We start from the raw sequence: 20,317 nt of genomic DNA on the forward strand, positions 1-20,317 counted from the left end.
TTCACTTATTATTTGGAAAACATATGAATTCATGCTTTTATTAAGACGCGTTTTCTGGAAATTGTCTAAAAAAATGAAAAAGGGACGCCACCAGGATGGTTCACGCCATTAAAAAGCAACTGTTTTCGCTATCTTTGTTTAATTTTATCCTATTGTTTCTACTTTGTCTAACATAGAGGGATTTTTCCAATTATGGAGTTTTCATAAACAAAGATTGCCCGTTACCAAGACTTAATGGCGTAAGCCTAAGTAGGGTTGATCATAGAATTCTAAAATAAAGAAGGAGCCTTGTAAGGGCTCCTTCACACTTACGATAAACCACCAGATTGGTTTAGTGCAAAAGAAGCTGCAGCTGGAAGCATTTGATTTTCTTTTAGGTCTTCAGCATCTGTTTCAGTTAATAAAGCTAAATCAAAGACTTCATCTAACGTTTCAACTGGATAGATTTCCATTCCTTCAATGTCCTTTAAAATCGACTGATAGTTACCTTTTGGAATAATAACTTTTGATGCCCCTGCCAACTTCGCAGCTTCTACTTTTGCAACGACTCCACCAACTGGTTTTACATGCCCATGAATACCAATTTCACCTGTCATAGCAACTTCATGTAGTACAGGAAGTTTATGAATGGCTGAATAAATCGCCGTCGCCATAGATATTCCAGCAGATGGACCGTCTACAGGAATTCCACCTGGGAAGTTGACATGAATATCATAGTTAAATGTATCTATTCCCATATTACGTAGTACTGTAAGTACGTTTTCAACAGACCCTTTTGCCATACTTTTTCGTTTCACTTGTTTCGTGTGATTTCCAGTACTCTCTTCTTCAGCGATCCCTGTAATGTTTACTGTTCCTTTACCCGGGTTATCCATAACTGTAACTTCAATGTCTAATACTGCCCCCATGTTCGGTCCGAAAACACCGAGACCATTTACGAAACCGACTTTGTCTTCTGGGTGAATTCGTTTTTCTGGTCGTGGTGCTCGCTGACTAGAATGAATGACCCATTCTACATCTTTTACAGTTATGTTTTTTCGTTCTTCACTTGTTGCCATACCAGCTGCAATTTGAATAATATTAACTGCTTCACGTCCATTTGTCGCGTATCGCGATACAAAGTCGAAAACACCATTTTCAACTGTTGCACCAATCTTTTTTACTGCTTTTTCAGCAACTATAGAAATTTCAGGTGGTGTTAATTGTCGGAAGTAAACCTCCATACATCTTGATCTTATCGCCGGAGGAATTTCTTCAGGTGTTCGCGTTGTTGCGCCAATCATTCTAAAATCAGCTGGTAAACCATTTTTAAAAATATCATGTATATGGTCTGGTATTTGGTTATTTTCTTCGCTATAGTATGCACTTTCAAGAAAAACTCGACGATCTTCTAGTACTTTTAATAATTTATTTAATTGAATCGAGTGAAGTTCACCGATCTCATCAATAAATAACATTCCTCCATGGGCTTTCGTCACTGCTCCTTGCTTCGGTTGTGGGATCCCAGCTTGCCCCATTGCTCCTGCCCCTTGATAAATCGGATCATGGACTGAGCCAATAAGCGGGTCTGCAATTCCACGTTCGTCAAATCGAGCGGTTGCACCATCTAATTCAATAAAGACAGAGTCCCGTTTAAAAGGAGAATGTTCATTAACTTTTGCTTCTTCAAGTACGAGCCTTGCAGCCGCAGTTTTACCGACTCCGGGAGGGCCATAAATTAAAACATGCTGAGGGTTCGGTCCACATAACGCGGCTTTTAAGGAACGAATACCGTCACGTTGTCCGACAATATCATCAAACGATTGCGGCCGAATCTTTTCTGAAAGTGGTTCACTCAATCTAACCGTTCGCATTTTTCTTAACTGTTCCATTTCCTTACGTGATTCTTTATCAACAGATACTCTTTGTGTACGTTGGTTCTTTAAAAGGTTCCAAAAGTAAAGGCCGATCACAACCCCAAAAAACAACTGGATCATAAAGGCCAGTCCCGTAATATTCATAAAGCATCCTCCTTACTAAATGTTTGCTAGTGATGCTTAGTATTTCCTGAACGACTATGTATAAACTTGTTTTAGCAAGGAGGCAATAATTGGACAAAACATCTTATGATTTCCAATTTATATCCAGATGCTAGGAACCTGGATATAAATGGTAACACATAGGAAGAGAGATTGCTGAAAGGTAACAAACGAAAACCCTCGACTTAGTCGAGGGTTTTACTTTAGCTTTATGCACTTTCTTTTGGTTCTTCAATAATTTCTCCGTCTGATGATTCGAGAGTTGGACGTTTTTTGTCTCGTACCGTTTCATCAGTAATGACACATTTTGCAATATCTTCTCTAGAAGGTAACTCGTACATAACGTCGAGCATGATCCCTTCAATAATGGAACGTAGTCCACGTGCACCTGTTTTTCGTTCAATTGCTTCTTTTGCAACTTCACGTAATGCATCATCAGTAAAATCTAGTTCAACATCATCCAGTTCAAGAAGTTTTTTATACTGCTTCACAAGAGCGTTCTTCGGTTTTGTTAAAATTTCGACGAGCGCATCTTCATCTAATGGCTGTAAGCTTGAAATAACTGGTAAACGACCAATGAACTCAGGGATTAAACCGTAACGAAGTAAATCTTCAGGCAAGATTTTTGATAAATATTGACCTTCTTTTAAATCTTCCTCTGTTGTTTCTGCTCCGAAACCAATAACTTTTTTACCTAAGCGGCGTTTAATAATTTGCTCAATACCATCAAATGCCCCACCACAAATGAACAGAACATTCGTTGTATCGATTTGAATAAATTCTTGATGAGGATGCTTACGTCCCCCTTGAGGTGGAACACTAGCCGTTGTTCCTTCAAGAATTTTCAGTAGCGCTTGCTGAACACCTTCACCAGAAACATCACGTGTAATGGATGGGTTTTCTGACTTACGAGCTACTTTATCGATTTCGTCAATGTAAATGATGCCTCGTTCAGCTTTTTCGACATCATAATCTGCTGCCTGAATTAACTTAAGTAATATGTTCTCTACATCTTCACCAACATATCCTGCTTCTGTAAGTGAAGTAGCATCAGCAATTGCAAATGGAACATTTAAAATACGTGCTAACGTTTGGGCAAGTAATGTTTTACCACTACCCGTTGGTCCAATTAAACAAATGTTACTTTTCGCAAGCTCCACTTCATCATTTTTATTTGAAGAATTGACACGTTTATAGTGGTTATAAACAGCGACCGATAGGATCTTTTTCGCTTGGTCTTGACCAATGACATAATCACTTAAGATGTCACGAATTTCTTGTGGTTTTGGAATGTCTTCCATTTCCACTTCTTCTTCACTGCCTAATTCCTCTTCAACGATTTCTGTACATAATTCAATACATTCATCGCATATATACACACCGGGACCGGCTACTAGCTTACGTACTTGGTCTTGTGTTTTTCCACAAAAAGAACATTTTAATTGTCCTTTTTCTTCATTAAATTTAAACATGCATTTCACCCCTAACAGTAATGTAGAACGAAACTTTCTTTATCGAGATGGACTACTCCATAACATTGACTCTATTCGTATGTTTACATTGTACGTTTTAGTTCATTATTTTAAACGGCAGATCAATTATAAAACACGATAAATTTTTGGGACCATACGATCTCTCATTACTTAAATTGTACCACACACCTAATGGTGAATCGCAAATGAACAACTCTCCTTATTTATCTGTGTAGCTAATTGTTCCATCAGAATAAATGAATGCGTTTATTCTGTCAAACAATAAGGTAGCATGGTTACTTTCCAGTAATTTCTTGAAACAGTATTACCCAATTTGTCCACTCGAAAAAGTATAAAACGGTTAAACATTATGTACTTCTTAAAAAATAGTAGCTTTTTTAACCTTACCATAGAGAAAATCAACTTGTCTTGAATTATGTCCAAAGAAATTTCTCCATCTTTCGAACTCCTTTGTAAAATGAACGCAGATTATGGTAGTTAATGTTCCTTATTTTCCACTGTTCATTCATAAATTGTACAACCTAGTGAGTACTCTAAAATTTGTCGTCATTATATGCTGTACAATTGTCGATTTTTCTATATTCACTTAGTTATGTATAAAGCAAGGCACGATTAGATCGCGCCTTGCCTGTGTAAACGTTAGAAATGATTATTCAGCTGTTTTGCTGTTTTCAACAAGAAAGTCAATTGCTTTACGTACTTTTAAGTCACCTTTTAATGTATCAACGCCACCTTGCATTGCAAGAATCTGCTTAATTTCTTCAGCAGAACGTTGGTACATTTCAGCCATTTGATTGATTTCTTGATCTACATCTTCATCAGATGCTTCTAAGTTTTCAGTTTCAGCAATTGCTTCAAGCGTTAAGTTCATACTTACACGCTTTTCGGCATCGTCTTGGAACTGAGCTTTCATACCTTCTTCATCAGTTTGTGCAAACTGGTAGTACATATCAAGTGACATACCTTGCGCTTGAAGACGTTGACCAAATTCTTGAAGCATGCGATCGATTTCAGTGTCGATCATAGCTTGTGGAATGTCAACTTCCGCATTTTCAGAAGCTTTTTCTACAAGCGTGTCACGCTTTGCAGTGTCTGCTTCTTGTTCTTTCGCTTTTTCTAACTTTTGACGAATATCTTTTTTCAATTCGTCAAGCGTTTCTACTTCTTCGTTTGCATCTTTAGCAAACTCGTCGTCAAGCTCTGGAAGCTCTTTACGCTTAACGTCATGAACTTTCACTTTGAATACAGCTGGTTTTCCAGCTAATTCTTCAGAGTGATAGTCTTCTGGGAATTCAACAGTTACTTCCGTTTCTTCACCAGCTTTTGCGCCAACTAATTGGTCTTCAAAGCCTGGAATAAATTGACCTGAACCGATTTCTAATGAATAGTTTTCAGCTTTACCGCCTTCAAACGCTTCACCGTCAACGAATCCTTCGAAGTCCATAACAACAGTGTCGCCTTCTGCTACTTCGCCATCTTCAATAGCAACTAAATCAGCATGACGCTCTTGAAGTTGTTTTAGCTCTTGCTCAACATCTTCGTCAGTTACTGTTGTATCTTGTTCTTCAACTTCTAAACCTTTGTATTCGCCAAGTGTTACTTCTGGCTTAACAGTTACAGTCGCTTTGAAAATTAACGCTTGTCCTTTTTCCATTTGATCAATATCAATTTCAGGACGGTCAACAGGCTCAATACCCGCTTCTTCAACAGCTTCAGAGTATGCTTGTGGTAGTAAAATGTCTAAAGCATCTTGGTATAGAGATTCAACACCAAAACGTTGCTCAAAAAGAGGACGAGGTACTTTTCCTTTACGGAATCCTGGTACATCTACCTTTTTCACTACTTTTTTAAACGCTTCATCTAAAGCTTGACCCACGCGCTCACTTTCTACTTCTACTGTAAGTACGCCGGAATTACCTTCTTGTTTTTCCCATTTTGCAGTCATGAATACTTTCCCTCCAACAATCTAAAAATAAATAATCTGCACACTGTTTCGCTTTTGCAACCATCTCATTATAACACACGTGCACATGTTTTCAATAATTTCTATAATCACTTGACACACGAATTACTTCTTTTATGTATGACTGTCATTTAACGTTAAGATCAATGACTCAATGACCTTCATGTGATTAACCGCTGACTCTACTTCTTTTTCGTCCACTTCATATTGGTCTACAATTTCTTCTGTTGTTTCTTCTCCTTCAATAAGCGCTGACCCTAAAATATGTAATGCACAAGCCCACGTTTCAGTATGTAATGGTTTTGGTGATTTCGGATATAGTGCGAACAAATAGTGCCACCACACTTGTTGCACCATCTCATATAACGACGGACTTTTTTGTGAAAGTGATTTGTCTAAACGGTCTAAAACATTTGCCCCAAACTTTTCGTGAAAAATATCCTCAAGTTGACCGATATTTACTTCAAATGTTTCACCAAACTTATGTACTTCAAATGTCTCTTTACTATGTAACTCTTTTAAAATTTGAATTAAGTAACTTTTTAATACAGGGTTATTTTCTTTCCCTTTTAAAAAGCTGCGATATGCCTCCTGTACTTTAGGGGAATTAATTTGACTAAGCCTTTGGATCGCTCCCCACTGTTGGTCTGGATCGCCTCCTTCAAGGTTTTGTATCAACTCTTCTGTATTTGTCATGCCGTCTATACTATCTTCTTCGTAGTCTTCCACAATTTCTACTGAATCAGACGTCATTTGCCGAGAAAAATCGAGCAATTGATAAAATGACTCTGCCATATTAGGGGGGAGTTTCTCTTCAGCAATAACAGTTTCAAGAAGGTGCACGACTTCTTGATAATCCCCGAGTTGCACAAGAAGTGACACATATACTTGAAGGATATCATAGTACTGACCGATCCCTTCATTTAACATTGATTCACAATGTTTTCGAGCCTCCTCAAGCCTATTTAATTCAATATTCGTTATAACTAATCCGTAACGTGCTTGGGGATGACTTTCTTCAAGTTCCGTTGATTCTTGAAAGTAACGGAGTGCATCATAATATTTCTTTTCTTTTAATGATGTCATCCCTTTTTCCACAAGCTTTGCGATAAGCCCTGGAAAAAGAATGACATTATCTTCTTGTCCATTCTCCTGCTTCCCCATGTTTAAGTGACCACCTTTAGAAACGATTATTCTTCTTTTAAGTTTATCAATACCCTTTTTGAAAAACAAATAGAATGATAAATTCAATCTAATGTTTTCAGAATATTGATTCTATTATAGCTTACTATTCAATATTTGTAAGTTGTTTTTATTGTATACATCCCTTTACCTATACATGATATTTTTTCAGAGAGCATTTGAATCCATGTTTAATATTTGGCTAAAAGACCCCTTTATGAAGTCCCAATAATGCCCCATTCACCAGATTCGTCAGTGCCTTCAACATCCGGAAACTCTTGGCCTTCATAATAAATGCCATCTTGTGCATTATCACATGAATCGATTAATTGACGATAATAAGGATCAGAAGGATCAGAAGGATCATTCACTCCTTGTCCAGTAACATCCCACTCTCTTATTTTTCCTTTTACACAGATTGTACTGTTTTGTGGAATATGAATTTCAACTCCTTCGAACCATGCATTTTTGCCAATGATAATAGCTGAGTTTTCATTTAAGAACAGTGTTCCACCAGTCGCATAAAAATAGCCATCAATGTAAACTGTACCTCTATTCGCCATATGGGAACCATCTTGCAATATTGTACTGCCCGTAATATTTAGCTCACCATTTGGCTGGATTTCTAATTGTCCGCCAAAATTTGTATTCCCATCTAGATAGTTATCTTCTCCATCAAACGTTTCACCTTCAGGATATTGATTGGGAAACTTATCTTCATCTATGAAATCGTCATCATCTAAATCATTCCAATCAATATAGTCACCTGGATCCCCCGGTTCACCGGGTTCTCCTGGAGCGCTTAAAAATAGTGTGAAAACCTCATTCTCATTTTTTACAGTTGAAGTACCTGTTCTACCTTTGACATTCCCGCTTACAGTAAAAAGAATGCGTAGTTCCTGGTCAACTTTAATAAAATCATTGTAATCAATTGAAAAGCTTGTACTCTCTTGTGATGAATCAATTTCTTTTTCAACCGTTTGTAAATTTTCTTCTAGTGCATCAATAGCATCAGCAATACTACTCGTTGGCAAAGCGTGCAACTCTTGTATAATTGAATTTCTAGCATACACCTTTCCCATATCAACGAGTTTTTCTGCCTGAATATTTTCTTCGCCTCTTTGATATTGGGTAGCGCTGTTTAAAACACTTCCTATTAAAGGTGGAATAAAAATCCCAATCATAGTTATTGTTAAGAGCACAATAACAAGAGCATACCCATATTCATTGTTCAATCGTTTTTTCATGGCAAACTCCTTGAATATAATTGTCATTGAATATAATCAAATGTTTCACCTAACAATACAGGAGGATCTGCTTCATGGTCATAAATCTTTACTTGTACACGGTAAACATTTAAGGCTTGTTCGTCCTCTGTTTGACACAATGTAACAATTGGATAATAAACGTTATTATTCGTCTCATAATAAAAATGGCCTGTTTCGTCTTCTACCAACCCATAATAACCGCCTGGTACAACCGTTAATGGCGTCGCTGAGCACGGTTGTGAAAAAGCACTTAAATCTCCCTCAGTTAAATTCGTCTTAACCTCGTAAAGAACACGTTCTGCAACATGAACGCTCGTCAACTTATTTTCTGTCTTTGTAGAAAAAAACATTGATTGAGTTAAAAAGCCAAAAAAGGTGATCAGCACAATACTTAAGATCGTAATCGCAGCTAATAATTCAATTAATGTTAAACCTTTACTATTTAAATATTTCACCTTTGCGATCACCTTCTTCTAGTACTTATATATAATTATCTTCTATCCTATTATTGTTGCGAATTAATTGTGTTTAATCAAGAAAAAAAGTCATTTTACCAATAATATTATGCAACAAGCACTTTTTAACCTATAATTTACGTTAGGTGATTCTCATGCTAAAAAAATACACAAAAAATCAATCAGGCATCACGTTACTTGAGTTATTAGCGAGCTTAACAATCTCGCTTATTATTATAGGTTTACTTTCTGCTGTACTTATTTCTTCTTTTACACAAACAGAAAGAACACAGTCACATATCCACTTAAGACAAGAAGCAAATGCAATTGTACTAGAGTTAAGAAGAATCCATAGCGAAGGTAATTATCAATTATGCTATGAAGACGAGAAGCTTTTCCTTGGTTCTGTAACATTACATTCCCTTACTCGCGAGCAAATCACAGTCCGCGGTATTGAAGACAGTTCAGGTGAAAGAATATTATTAGAAAACAACGGCTCTACTATGTCTGAATCTAGTCCTGCAGATTGTAATAGCCCAATGCTTATAAACAATAATCACCCTTTAATTGTTACGCTTATTCTCATCGATGAAAGTGGACAAGAATATGAGATCGACACAGTTATTGACCGGTTAGGTCCTTATATCCCTTAAATCAGCAAAGTGCAAAAAAGCCCTTAGTTTTCTTTCTTAGGGCTCGATTCTTTTCTTATAAACTATTGAAACGAATGAATTTTATAACTTAAAATATGATACCTAATTCCGAATGATGAGCGTGACCTCCACTTCAGACGGACGCTTTCCCAAGGGCTTGTCTTCAGCTAACTTAGGCTTGATTACTCTTCGCCTAAGTGGATCTTCAGCTCGTTGTTCCTGCGATTACTCGCCACAGATAATCAGTGCTCCTGCGGTTACTCGTCGCAGCTCGAAGCAGTTCGAAGAAGTATTGCTCGTCGCTGATCCTCTGGGAGTCACCGCCTTTCGTTACGATCACTTCAAAATAAAACGTACACTTAATGATAATTTTATAATATCATTCGTTTCATTGCACAAAAAAAGGAATTATGAAATTGATTCAAACAATTTATTTACAAAAGATTAAGAATGATACGGGTGCAGGGTTAAAAAACTTATGTATATGATTCATCAGAGCTAATAATTAAGCAGTTCAATATTTTGATGTAGATTGTTTTTGAGCAAGTTATACTTGATAATTTCATATCATTGTTCCAGCCCATAAGACTACTCAAAAACATTTTTCTCTTATAACATCGATACTGCCTTTTTAATACTCTCTTTCAAATAAACTGGTGAATTAGTATGGTTCGCAACTTCTTCTGTGGTAAACCAAAATACTTCGCCTACTTCATCTGGACTTTTTGCATAAGCTTCTCCTGATTCATAAGTAGCTAAAAAGACGATATCAACAACCTTATCACCTGAATCTGTGACAAAAGATGTACTATGAACATATTGTAAATCCTCTTTCACGGTTACTCCAACTTCCTCCATAATTTCTCTTTTCACAGTTCTCTCAAGAATATCAAATGAGTTTCCTTCATCATCAACTTTACCTCCAACTAACGAGAGAAGACCGCCAGCATGCTCTTCTTTTTTGCTTCGTTCAATGATCAGCCATTTTCCGTTGTCGTAAATAGCCGCTTCAACGTTTACGATAAACATACTATCCTTCCTCCAAACAATTTTTCATTGACTAATTTAGAATCTAATTTCGACAAAAGTATAGAAAAACCTCCCCTATTAGAGTAAGTAATTCCGTTTTCGAGGAGATAAACATTAAACACAATAGAATTCGCAACGCGTTTAACATTATGTTTTATGTGTTGTTTTTTTGTAGTTTTATTAAGAAAACACTCGAATCCATTACAGGCGTACGCTTTCCGCGGGCAATGCTTCAGCCTCCTCATTCACTAAAAACGTGCTCATTGCGGGGTCTTCAGCTATTGCTATTCCCGCTGGAGTCGCCGCCTTTCACTCCTTCGAGTTATAAAATCTGTGAAAAATAACCTAATTTTATCAAGAATTTAGTAGGAATTTCTTCTTGGTAAAAATGAAATTATACCTAAAAATACCACTTCAAGTAACATCTAACTAATAAATATTATTTACTCACTAAAAAGGGTGCTAAATAAAGCGTCATTTATTATGAGAATACCCGAGAAACATTTGTATTTCCACAATCATAAAGGAGATAATTCATGTGCGAATTACCTCCAAAATGTGTTGTTTCGATTTTTTCCCTTTAAACGGAACTACTTACTAGTAGAGGGAAGGGTAATATCTTTATGGTCCACTAATGATGTTCCAGACGAGTGTTGTCTGATATGAAAGATTTTCTTCATTATGTATAGCATGTTCGGGGATTTGCATTTTTAGTGAATCATTACCAAATCTCACCTTATATGAACCCATCCCTTCCCCTTCTTTTGCGTGAAGAACTTTCAAAGGCATTTTATTATTAATGGAGAACGCCCCTCCATGCTTCCAATTCGGTTTCGTTGCCGAGCCGGTTTTTCCACGGATTGTTGCATTATTTGTTTCTAATAAAAGTCCCCCATGGAAATCCTTTATTTCGTCGTTCGTACTCGTTTCAATTATCGGCTTTGATTTTACCGTTAACGTCCAGCCATTCCCTGTACCTGTTGCATCAACGATTGTTAAATCTCCAGCCTTTGCTGAGGCATAATCACTTCCTGAATTTCTCTCAAATAAAACTCGGTCCATTGACGAATGCACATGTATGGTTCCGCCAGTTACAGATACATTTGTCCTCATTTCTTTCGTTATTGACTTCGCTGACGGTACATTTATTGCTAAACAAATAATCACAATGGTAGAAAGCGTTAAGATCAATATTTTTCTTATGATATTTGTGCTGCTATATCGGTTCATGGTAGCCCTCCACTTTATTGCTACCATTATATAGTAAAACCTTTACCATTTTCAGCTTTTTTTACAGGAAAATAAAGGTAAATAGGTTTTATTTTTTCTTCCTTGATCCTAGCCAATAAAAAATGACGGCGATAACACCCCCTACTGCTGCCCATATCCAACTTGGTATCCCAGTTTGAATAGGCTCCGGAGAAACAGCTCGTACTTCTTCATACTCTCGCACTTCTTCATTTTCAACTTCTAACGTTCTTTCAATCGTGATTTCTTCTCCTAATACATTTATTTTCGCAAAGATATGATACACCCCGGGTCCAAATGCTTCATTCTCCCATGTGACAGGATACCTTATCTCAGATGCCGGAACCATTGTAAATGGCGGTATTTCTCCAGAAAATAGCTCGTCTCCTTCCTCATTTTCTATTTCGTATTCACCTTCCGTTCCTCTTAAAATCATTTGTCCCTCATTAATAAATTCGAAGTACAATTCTGGACCTATTGGACGGATATTGAGCCCAACATCACCTACATGAAATTCTGGCTCAGCGTCCTCCGGTAAATCTAGCTGTACGGCGATTGAAAACGTGATTTCATTTCTTATAATAAAACCTATATCCCCTTCTTCTTCCTCTACTTCAATATCCTCAAGCGTATCATCATTTACAGATGCAAAAAGGATACCTCCTAAGAATGTACCAGAATCATTCTCTGGAACAGTAATATGTATCGGAATTTCCTTTTCTTCATGAGCACTTAATTCGACTAACGACTCTAATTCAAGCAAATTAGACATTAAAACAGCTTCGTCTAAAAGGTTTGTCCGTTCAGATTCAATAAATGCTTCGTATAAAATTCCGCCAGTTGGAGCTGTATAAGCATTGATTGGTAATAATTGAACACTAATATTATGATCACGTTTATTTTCGATTCGAACATATACTGTTTGTTCATCATTCGGTTCAACTTGTAAGTGATAATAACCACCTACACCTTCTACTTGATTATTAGGAAGAATAGGTTCAACTGTAAATGGTGCATCCATTTCTTGTTGTGCTTTCGTTGCAATCGTACCGAAATTAACGGTTGTGATGGCTATGAATAATATTACTAATAAAATCACTTTCCGCCTCAAAAATATCACTCCTTTACAAGAGTATTGTAACCGAGATCACCCATTTTCATTTTTGATATAACCGAGTAGGCGTCGCCATTACTGACCACGCCTCTCACAGAGCACACACGTGCGGATCTTCGCATGTGGCTCTTCCCATATATCCCTTCTAGAGATAACGTTCATCATGAACAGATGATAAACTTACGAGTCCCAGCTCTGAAAAGAACTCATTGTCTAACGCCGCATGAACCATTGGACTTTTGGAACTTCGCCAAGCAAACATACGGATTCCTCTGAGGTTTTCTTCCCTCCATCCCTTCCTTCTAAGAAGGCGATGGAGGTTCTTTATATGTCTCCAACTTCTAAGTTGTACCATTCTTAACCTTCTTCTTATCCAACTATCCCACTCTTTGAATTTGTTCTTCACATTGCCGTAGCGGAAATAATTTGCCCAACCTCGAATGTAGGGGTTCAGCTTGTCTTGGATAAGGAGTTGGATATCAACTGTTTGGTTCCTACGAGTAATTTCTCTCACTCGCTCCTTGAATTTTACCTCTTTCTTAGGGTCTATTCTTCGAATATTGCCAATGAATTCATACCCTAAGAATGTAAATGGCTCTTTCATGGCGTCGACAACTTTAGTCTTCTCTTGATTGACAGTTAAACTTAGTTCTTTCTCAAGAAATCTTGAGACACTTCGCATGACTCTTTCTGCACCTTTTGGGCTTTTACAAAGAATGATAAAATCATCCGCAAAGCGGACGATACGGTGACCACGTTCGGTCATCAGTTGATCAAGCTGATGTAAGTAGATGTTCGAAAGTAACGGACTTAACACACCACCTTGCGGAGCTCCCTCGGGAGTATCTTCGTAAAGATCCTCTACCATGACACCTGCTTTGAGAAAACGGTGAATGAGTTCGATAATAGACCCATCCGTCACTCGTTTCCTTATTTGTTGTTCCAATTTATCATGTGGAATCGTATCAAAGTAGGACTGTAGATCGGCATCAATGACATAATGGTATCCTGCTCTCAAGTGTTCAGTAACTTTGTCTAGAGCCATATGAGCACTTATCCTTGGGCGGAAACCATAACTACACGGAAGAAACTCTTCTTCGAAGATAGGTTCCAATACATTCCGTAGAGAAGCTTGTACGATGCGATCTTCCACCGCTGGTATCCCTAGTGGACGTTGTTTCTTCCCATTATCTTTATCGATCATCTTTCGTCGAACAGGTTTGGGTCGATATCGTTTACCTTTTAGCTTCTGTTGGAGCACTTCTAGATTGTCCTCCAGCTTTGCTTCATATCCTTCAATTGTTACTTTATCGACCCCTGGTGCACCTTTGTTCTTCTTTACTTGATAAAAGGCACTTACTAGATTCGCTTTCTTGTACACTTTGTCGTACAAACTGTACCATACACGTCTTTCCATCTGTTATTCCCCTTACGCCACTGCTTTCGTTTCTTCCTTTGCTTCTGCTTCTCCATATGAAATGTCGAACATATCAAGGTTGGTAGCCGATGGCAATACCTTATATTTCACATTTCGGCGATAGACGGTGTACCCTTCTGTTCCACCCTGGCATCAGCCCCCTTGGCTCTTGTCCAGCTTCTGTCTATTTCCGCAGTCATAAGTAAGCCTACTCACATTGTTCTTCTATGGGTCACGCCCTTCGCACGATTCCTCACCTTTTGGGTATAGGTTCGCAACTGTATCTGTGTACAGTTTCACTCATGTGCTGTCCTCGCTACTGTCGCCAGTAGGTCATTGGCATGAGCTTCTCCACTACTATGGCGATCTCTGACTTCTCCCTTTAAAGCTCATCTTGTGTCCTTGGCTTAGCCTTGTAACATCAATACCTACTTTAGGAAGCAGGGAGATCTCAATGGGTCACATCATGTACTTTCCCTCTAATCCAGCCCTCATAACACTTTGAGTTTCCAGCTATTCGGACTTTCTGTTCTCTTGCACAGTCATCCAACTCTCGTGCCAACATGGGATATCAGCTCTGTTCAGAGGTTTGCCTTCAGATCCTCCGCACGCTACTTCACAGTCAACGCACTATCTGTCAGCTAATGCTTGCCGGCTGGCCGATGCATTCGGGACTCTCACCCTTTAGCACATGTGCTGCCACTCGCGAAAAAAACAGCCATGTTATTTTTAACACGGCTGTTGTCTTTATATATTATTGAGTTGGACCTGCTGTAAGGTTCCAAGAAAACATTGTTTCATATTGACCTGCTAAAGCTGTATCTGGGCTTAATGTTAAAGATAATGCATCAGTAGGGAAAGCCGCTGTGAATGTTCCTTTTCCTTCATCGACTGCAGCACTTAAAACATTTACTGGAACATCTAGTGAACCACCTTTTGGTGTTACATATTCTGCACTTGAAGAGCCCGTACCAGCAATTACTGATGAAGGTGCTGCTAAGTTAAGAGACTCTTTAGGCAGTGTATGAGTACCGTCATCTTTTTGTATCGGAGATGCAGATACTTGCACGTTCCAGCCAGCACCTGTTCCTGTTGGGTCAACGATTTTCAAACTATCTAATGATGCAGTTGTTGTTTGAACCGTACCGTCTAATGTTACACCTGCAAAAGTAGTTGCATTTGGTACTTCGATACTGAGTTGACCACCTGTCACTTCAGCATTACCAGACGTACTACCTTCTGATGCTAATGACGGATTTGCGAACAACCCTAATGATATTGTTAATATTGATAAAACAGTTACGATCTTTTTCATCTATTTATTTCCCCCTATAGGTAATTTTTTTTTGAGATAATCTATATCTCACTCACCTTTATCCTCATTTTGGGCATAAAAAAATTCTTACTTATACCTTTGTCGCATAGCAAGAATTTCAAGGAAGTAATAGATACTCCTTTCATTCTTTAGCAACCTGTCGACCATAGCATTTCTTCTTGCCTTAGGCACATGGCTTTGCGTCATTGTCTTTCAACAATTTTGCCTTTTGTAAGGAATGAACATATGAAACTGTTCAATCAGATGGTGTGTGATATATCTTACATTTGTTATCATACCTTGATTTCAGGGCCTTTTCTAGCCATCAAATGTTTCCATTGTTACCAGTGAAAATAATGAAAAAAAAAAAATGAAAGATGATGTATTTTGCATAAAAATAAAGCCCTTTTTCTACTAGATCTTAAGGGCCAGCTGTTATATTTACGATTATTGTCGTCGAATATGTACCTTCCATTGTATGTTCCGGCTCTAGCGTTAAACCTAACGCATGTGACCCAAAGGATACAAGAAAACTTCCAATTCCACCTCCAGCTGAAGCACTTACCAATTTTAATCCGTCGTTTAAATCAATCGCTCCACCTCTTACTTTCAACTCACTTGCTGCCGATGAATGCTCTTCAATATTTGAAAGAACTGGAGCCTCTATATTTAATGACCCTGGAGGAAGACGGTGTCCATGTTGATTTGTAAGCGGTTCTGCTTTAACTGTTATATGCCATCCGTCAGTTAGTGGATATTCATTGTATATTGGAAATGAGTTAATTTGTGCAACGGTTTGTTGAATTTGTCCATTTAATGTAACTGCGGAAAAGTCCCCAATTTCAATTGGCCCTAAAAAAGGCATGAAGTCCTCACCTTTCTCTTGGTCATTACCCCCTTCTGCATGATCAGGCGTCCCAGGTTCCCCTGCATGTTCTGGGTTCTCCGTATCATCTGTATGACCAGGAGGTAATTCATTCTCCTCCGTTGAATCGGCATGTTCAGGCGCCCCATCTTCCTCTGTATGAGGAGGGTTTTCAGTTTCTTCAGTATGTCCTGGGGGCAAACCATCCGCATCTTCTTGACCTGGGGGGAGTTCTTCGGCAGAGGTTGCGCTTGAAATACTCAACGGTGTTGTAATTATAGAAGTCAATAATAAAGAGCCAACAACCACTTTTATCAATTTTACTTTTGTATTCGGAATCGAGTGTCGGATATAGCTCAAGGCAAGAGTGTTTAAACTTGGATGTTTCTCACCAAGCTCGCTAGAAAATTCATACGTATAAATTTGAGGATCTACATGTAATATAGCGCACGTCATATTACACTCATCAAGATAGATATCATGAGATACAAACAGGTTCATTCCTCTCCCCTCCTTACTAACTATCATTTCCAGATGATTGACTACGTAAAAAAGTTTTTGATCAGCTTAAAAAACCTTATTACGATAAACATGTAATAAGGTGGTTCTCCAGACTATTCTGTTTTTCCAATACTTTCATTGTAAAACTGAAAATCATTTCCGCCTCTTTCTTTTACAGTATATAAGGCATCATCGGCTTTGATCACTAATGATTTCATACTCTCACCATGATCAGGATATAATGCAATCCCTACGCTCATCGTCATATCCATTGAGTAGCCGTCATATTCCCAAGGCCTGCTTAAATTCTCATTAATCCGTTCAATGATATTCACTACTTGTTTCTCGTCGTTAATATCCGCTAACAAAATATTAAATTCATCACCACCGATTCTAGCAACCGTATCAACATTCCGTACACTTTCACTAAGTCTTGAAGCGAATTCTTTTATAAACGCGTCTCCACCCTCATGACCAACCGTGTCATTCACGTCTTTAAATTCGTCTCCATCTATAAACAATAAAGCAAAGGATGTATTTTTACGCTTAGCGTTTTCAATCGCTTTTTCCATATGTTCTTTAAACAGTTGCCTGTTAGGTAAATCCGTTAAATAATCATAAAATGCCATTTTCTCAATTTTTGTCTCGAGTTCTTTTCGTTTCGTAATGTCACGTAAAACAGCATGGATTGCAGGCTTTCCTTTATATGTTGTCGTCGTTTCAAAAAACTCCACTTGACGTGCTTCACCATCTAACGTAACGATAGGGCCCTCTACAGGTTCAGAATGCCCACCTTCTAAAAGTTCATTTACTCGCTCTTCTACCGAACTCCGACCAATAAATGGGATAAAATCATTTAATGCTTTTCCGAATAGCTGTTCTTTACTAGAAGCTTCTACAAGCTTCATGAATGCATAGTTTCCGTATTTAATAAACCCTTCTTGATGAATAAGGATCGGGTCTGGAGATTGATCGATTAAGTTACGATAAAACTCTTCATTGTACTTAATAATTTTATTCATTTCATGTTCTTCTGTTATATCTTTCGCGATTCCATAAATTCCGATTACCTCTCCTTCTACAATAATCGGAACATTCTTCACTAAAGTAAGAGCGACCTCCTCATTTTTATGGATAACCTTCACTTTATATTCTTCTGTACTTCCAGCTTTAGCTTTCAAAAAATGTTCATAGGTTTCCTCTAAACATTCTTCTAACACCAATTTTGAAAAGTTTGTTCCTATTAACTCATCTTTATGATAACCAGACAGTCGTTCACCTGCTTGATTGACTGAAAGGAAATTCCCTTCTAAGTCAAGGGCAAACACACTGTCACTGTTATTCTCAACTAATGATTTATATTTTTGTTCGTTAATCGACAGTTCTCTTTCTACTCTTTTCCTTTTCGAGATGTCACGAGTGATCGAAACGATGTAACTAATCTCGCCATTTTCACCAAAAAACGGATTTAAGGAAACCTCTTCAAATGTGTTCATTTGATTATCACTAAACTCAAAGATTACTTTATCCTTACTTTCAATGACTTGCTTATAATGCTCTAACAAAATAAGAGCATAATTTTCAGGAATAACCTCTTCAATTTTATACCCAATTACGTCTTTTTGTCCTATTGAAGCCTGCGCTGTTGAATTAAGAGTAACATACTTAAATTCACCGTCACTTGTTACTTCCATGACAAAAACAAAATCATTAATACAATCGATAAATTCATTTAAAAATGGCAGATGTTTTTCTTTTAATAAGTGTTTCATTTGAAGATCCCTCAAATTCTATGAATTAATACTCGTCCATTTAAAAGACATTCTTGAGTAATATATAATACCCTAATGTACCTAAATTAAAACAAAATAGATAGAGGTCTATTCATGGATATTATGTCAATCCGTGTAATTTTCATGAATATTAATTCACCAATACTAAAAACCCCATTGAAAAAAATCTCTAAGGGGTTGATATGTGCAATTCTTGACTTATTCAAGTAATGTTTTATTAAACTAAATTCACCATTTGTTTAAGTAAGAAATTTTAATTGGGTTTAGTAACCGTCCATCTATTTCTTATAATCACTTAGTTTAAAAAAATACTTATCCCAAGGTTTGCCGAATTTTAATTTGACCATTTTAACATGGATTTCTTAATTGAGAGTGTCTAAATTAGTTATGTACAATTACTTTGGCTAAACATTAAAATCCTTAGGGGATTCAGATTCAATTCGGTTCTAAAAATACCTTATTTACGAAATATGGAGAATAACCTTCTCCAGTTCCATTCAGGTTTTTGTAACTTTTTTTCTAATTTTTTATTAAATTCGTTTTGTAAATGCCATACGTTCTTCTGTTCTTCTCTCATATTTTGTATTTCTTCTTGTAAGTATTCGCTTTTTTGTTTTTCTTGTTGCAGTAATGTTTCGTATTGATCCTTTTGTTGTTCAGATAATTTTTCGATTTTAGTTTGCGTTTTATTAGCGGAATTTCCAATACTAGCACTTATATCATGATGATCTTGCTGGAGCCGAGAAACTGTTGTTTTAAGCTGTGACACACTGTTTGTCAATTGATCATTCTTTTCACGTGTAGCAGCGAGTTCATTGGCTAAAAACATGAATACTTCTTTAAGATCGTTTGGATCGTCGGGAAGGTTTTCATTTGTATCGGGTAGCGCTACCTCTGTTTCAATCGATCCTGCTAGTCTTGCTTTTTGTTGATACACAAGATCTTTAGCTGTATCGTCTAGGGGCTTTTCCGTATCGCGTAACGCTATAAGCGCTTCAATGTCAGTTTGAACAAAGATACGCCTATTCCCCTCTTTAAAAAATTCATACCCATTTCGCTCTAAAATTTGACCATACTTTCGAACAGTAGCTGTTGCAATCTCTACTTCTTCAGCCACTTCCTTTGAAGAGAAACATCGTTCATTCGGTTGTATATCATGTCGCATATCGAACCTCCTTCCCTATTAAATGTGAAGGCTTTCCGATGAGCTTGTAAGTTATATCGCCTAGCGATATAACACAACAGAAAACACTTCATAGTTAAATAATCGTTGATGTGTTATTTATTATAAAGACTACACAATGCATGAAAATTTGTTTTATATAATCTTGCGGAATTCTTTTTCATGCTTCTAACCTTTATTTTAAATTGTGAAACGACCCCCAACCAAAATTGGTTGAGAGCCTTTCAAACGTTGATCATTACTTTGACACGGATGCAACCCAACCTACAAAAATAAGCCCGTGTATAGTAATATACGGAACTTTTTATTCAATTTGACAGGCTTACACTTTACGAGCGTTGAATTTTGTTAGAAGAATAATCATCAACTAGTTTTTTTAAGTTTATATGCGCTTCTCTTACTTTAATCGTTTCATCAATAATTTCCCGAAAACCTTCCAATTCTTTATCTGAAGCATTCAATAAAGGCTTTGAAATGCTTTCGGCGATTTGTTGTAAAGTGAGATCTCTGACCACAAACAGCCACCACCTTTCTTCAATATTATTGGGCTTATCTTTTCTCCTCAATAGTTTTTTCTCGAATGAGATGTTCATTTCCTTTTAACAGTATAAAAATAAACTCTTTATACTATTAGGGTTCGAACGTTGTGCTAGATATTTGGGTATAACTACACAAATGTATTTGACCAAGTAAAAGGGTATCATTCCTTTCTGGAAGAGGAGTAATCTAGACAAAAAAAGGAACGCCAGTTAAGAAAGGCATATGAAGTGAAAAATGCGCTAGACCAGTGGTTTAAAAAAAGTACATTAGAGAATTCGAA

At 37.3% G+C, this 20,317-nt stretch carries 16 protein-coding genes and 1 riboswitch; of the genes, 1 reads left to right on the top strand and 15 read right to left on the bottom strand.

Features of this window, described 5'->3' with window-relative positions; translation table 11 throughout:
- Positions 1 to 308: 308 nt before the first annotated feature.
- The 6 genes from lonB to LGQ02_RS14985 form a co-directional block, all read right to left on the bottom strand.
- Positions 309 to 2,000, bottom strand: a complete 1,692-nt coding sequence (gene lonB, locus LGQ02_RS14960; RefSeq protein WP_226515150.1) for an ATP-dependent protease LonB — start codon at positions 1,998 to 2,000, stop codon at positions 309 to 311.
- A 227-nt stretch (positions 2,001 to 2,227) separates the two neighbouring features.
- Positions 2,228 to 3,490, bottom strand: a complete 1,263-nt coding sequence (clpX, locus tag LGQ02_RS14965) for an ATP-dependent protease ATP-binding subunit ClpX (RefSeq protein WP_226515151.1) — start codon at positions 3,488 to 3,490, stop codon at positions 2,228 to 2,230.
- A gap of 670 nt (positions 3,491 to 4,160) precedes the next feature.
- Complete coding sequence (tig, locus tag LGQ02_RS14970) at positions 4,161 to 5,456, bottom strand: trigger factor (protein ID WP_226515152.1); 1,296 nt, start codon at positions 5,454 to 5,456, stop codon at positions 4,161 to 4,163.
- A gap of 132 nt (positions 5,457 to 5,588) precedes the next feature.
- Complete coding sequence (locus LGQ02_RS14975; protein WP_226515153.1) at positions 5,589 to 6,638, bottom strand: DUF3196 family protein; 1,050 nt, start codon at positions 6,636 to 6,638, stop codon at positions 5,589 to 5,591.
- Between the two features lie 233 nt (positions 6,639 to 6,871).
- A complete protein-coding gene (locus LGQ02_RS14980) occupies positions 6,872 to 7,903 on the bottom strand; it encodes a hypothetical protein (protein WP_226515154.1) in 1,032 nt (343 codons plus the stop codon).
- A gap of 23 nt (positions 7,904 to 7,926) precedes the next feature.
- Positions 7,927 to 8,379, bottom strand: coding sequence for a type IV pilus modification PilV family protein (locus tag LGQ02_RS14985; protein WP_226515155.1), 453 nt, complete (start codon positions 8,377 to 8,379; stop codon positions 7,927 to 7,929).
- A 155-nt stretch (positions 8,380 to 8,534) separates the two neighbouring features.
- Here LGQ02_RS14985 and LGQ02_RS14990 point away from each other — a divergent pair, with 155 nt between their 5' ends.
- Positions 8,535 to 9,032, top strand: coding sequence for a type IV pilin protein (locus LGQ02_RS14990; protein WP_226515156.1), 498 nt, complete (start codon positions 8,535 to 8,537; stop codon positions 9,030 to 9,032).
- Positions 9,033 to 9,641: 609 nt separating this feature from the next.
- On the opposite strand, the gene LGQ02_RS14995 is transcribed toward LGQ02_RS14990, so the two are convergent.
- The 9 genes from LGQ02_RS14995 to LGQ02_RS15035 all read right to left on the bottom strand — a co-directional run bounded on the left by LGQ02_RS14995 (position 9,642) and on the right by LGQ02_RS15035 (position 20,012).
- Positions 9,642 to 10,061 carry an NUDIX hydrolase gene (locus LGQ02_RS14995; protein WP_226515157.1) on the bottom strand — a complete coding sequence of 140 codons (420 nt, stop codon included), beginning with the start codon at positions 10,059 to 10,061 and terminating at the stop codon, positions 9,642 to 9,644.
- A gap of 621 nt (positions 10,062 to 10,682) precedes the next feature.
- Complete coding sequence (locus tag LGQ02_RS15000) at positions 10,683 to 11,291, bottom strand: WxL domain-containing protein (RefSeq protein WP_226515158.1); 609 nt, start codon at positions 11,289 to 11,291, stop codon at positions 10,683 to 10,685.
- Positions 11,292 to 11,379: 88 nt separating this feature from the next.
- Positions 11,380 to 12,420, bottom strand: coding sequence for a WxL protein peptidoglycan domain-containing protein (locus LGQ02_RS15005; RefSeq protein WP_226515159.1), 1,041 nt, complete (start codon positions 12,418 to 12,420; stop codon positions 11,380 to 11,382).
- Between the two features lie 148 nt (positions 12,421 to 12,568).
- A complete protein-coding gene (ltrA, locus tag LGQ02_RS15010) occupies positions 12,569 to 13,840 on the bottom strand; it encodes a group II intron reverse transcriptase/maturase (protein ID WP_226515160.1) in 1,272 nt (423 codons plus the stop codon).
- A gap of 754 nt (positions 13,841 to 14,594) precedes the next feature.
- Entirely contained in the window at positions 14,595 to 15,155 is a 561-nt protein-coding gene (locus LGQ02_RS15015; protein ID WP_226515161.1) for a WxL domain-containing protein, read from the bottom strand.
- 148 nt (positions 15,156 to 15,303) lie between these two features.
- Positions 15,304 to 15,392, bottom strand: a riboswitch (cyclic di-GMP riboswitch).
- 184 nt (positions 15,393 to 15,576) lie between these two features.
- Positions 15,577 to 16,521 carry an ICP22 family protein gene (locus LGQ02_RS15020; protein WP_226515162.1) on the bottom strand — a complete coding sequence of 315 codons (945 nt, stop codon included), beginning with the start codon at positions 16,519 to 16,521 and terminating at the stop codon, positions 15,577 to 15,579.
- A gap of 113 nt (positions 16,522 to 16,634) precedes the next feature.
- Positions 16,635 to 18,293: a diguanylate cyclase domain-containing protein gene (locus tag LGQ02_RS15025; protein ID WP_226515163.1), complete on the bottom strand. Its 1,659-nt coding sequence runs from the start codon at positions 18,291 to 18,293 to the stop codon at positions 16,635 to 16,637.
- Positions 18,294 to 18,771: 478 nt separating this feature from the next.
- Positions 18,772 to 19,479, bottom strand: coding sequence for a hypothetical protein (locus LGQ02_RS15030; protein WP_226515164.1), 708 nt, complete (start codon positions 19,477 to 19,479; stop codon positions 18,772 to 18,774).
- A 347-nt stretch (positions 19,480 to 19,826) separates the two neighbouring features.
- Positions 19,827 to 20,012 (bottom strand): hypothetical protein, encoded by a 186-nt coding sequence (locus LGQ02_RS15035; RefSeq protein WP_226515165.1) that lies wholly within the window; start codon positions 20,010 to 20,012, stop codon positions 19,827 to 19,829.
- Positions 20,013 to 20,317: the final 305 nt, after the last annotated feature.

Source organism: Bacillus shivajii, from assembly GCF_020519665.1.
GTDB classification, from domain to species: Bacteria; Bacillota; Bacilli; order Bacillales; family Salisediminibacteriaceae; genus Bacillus_CA; species Bacillus_CA shivajii.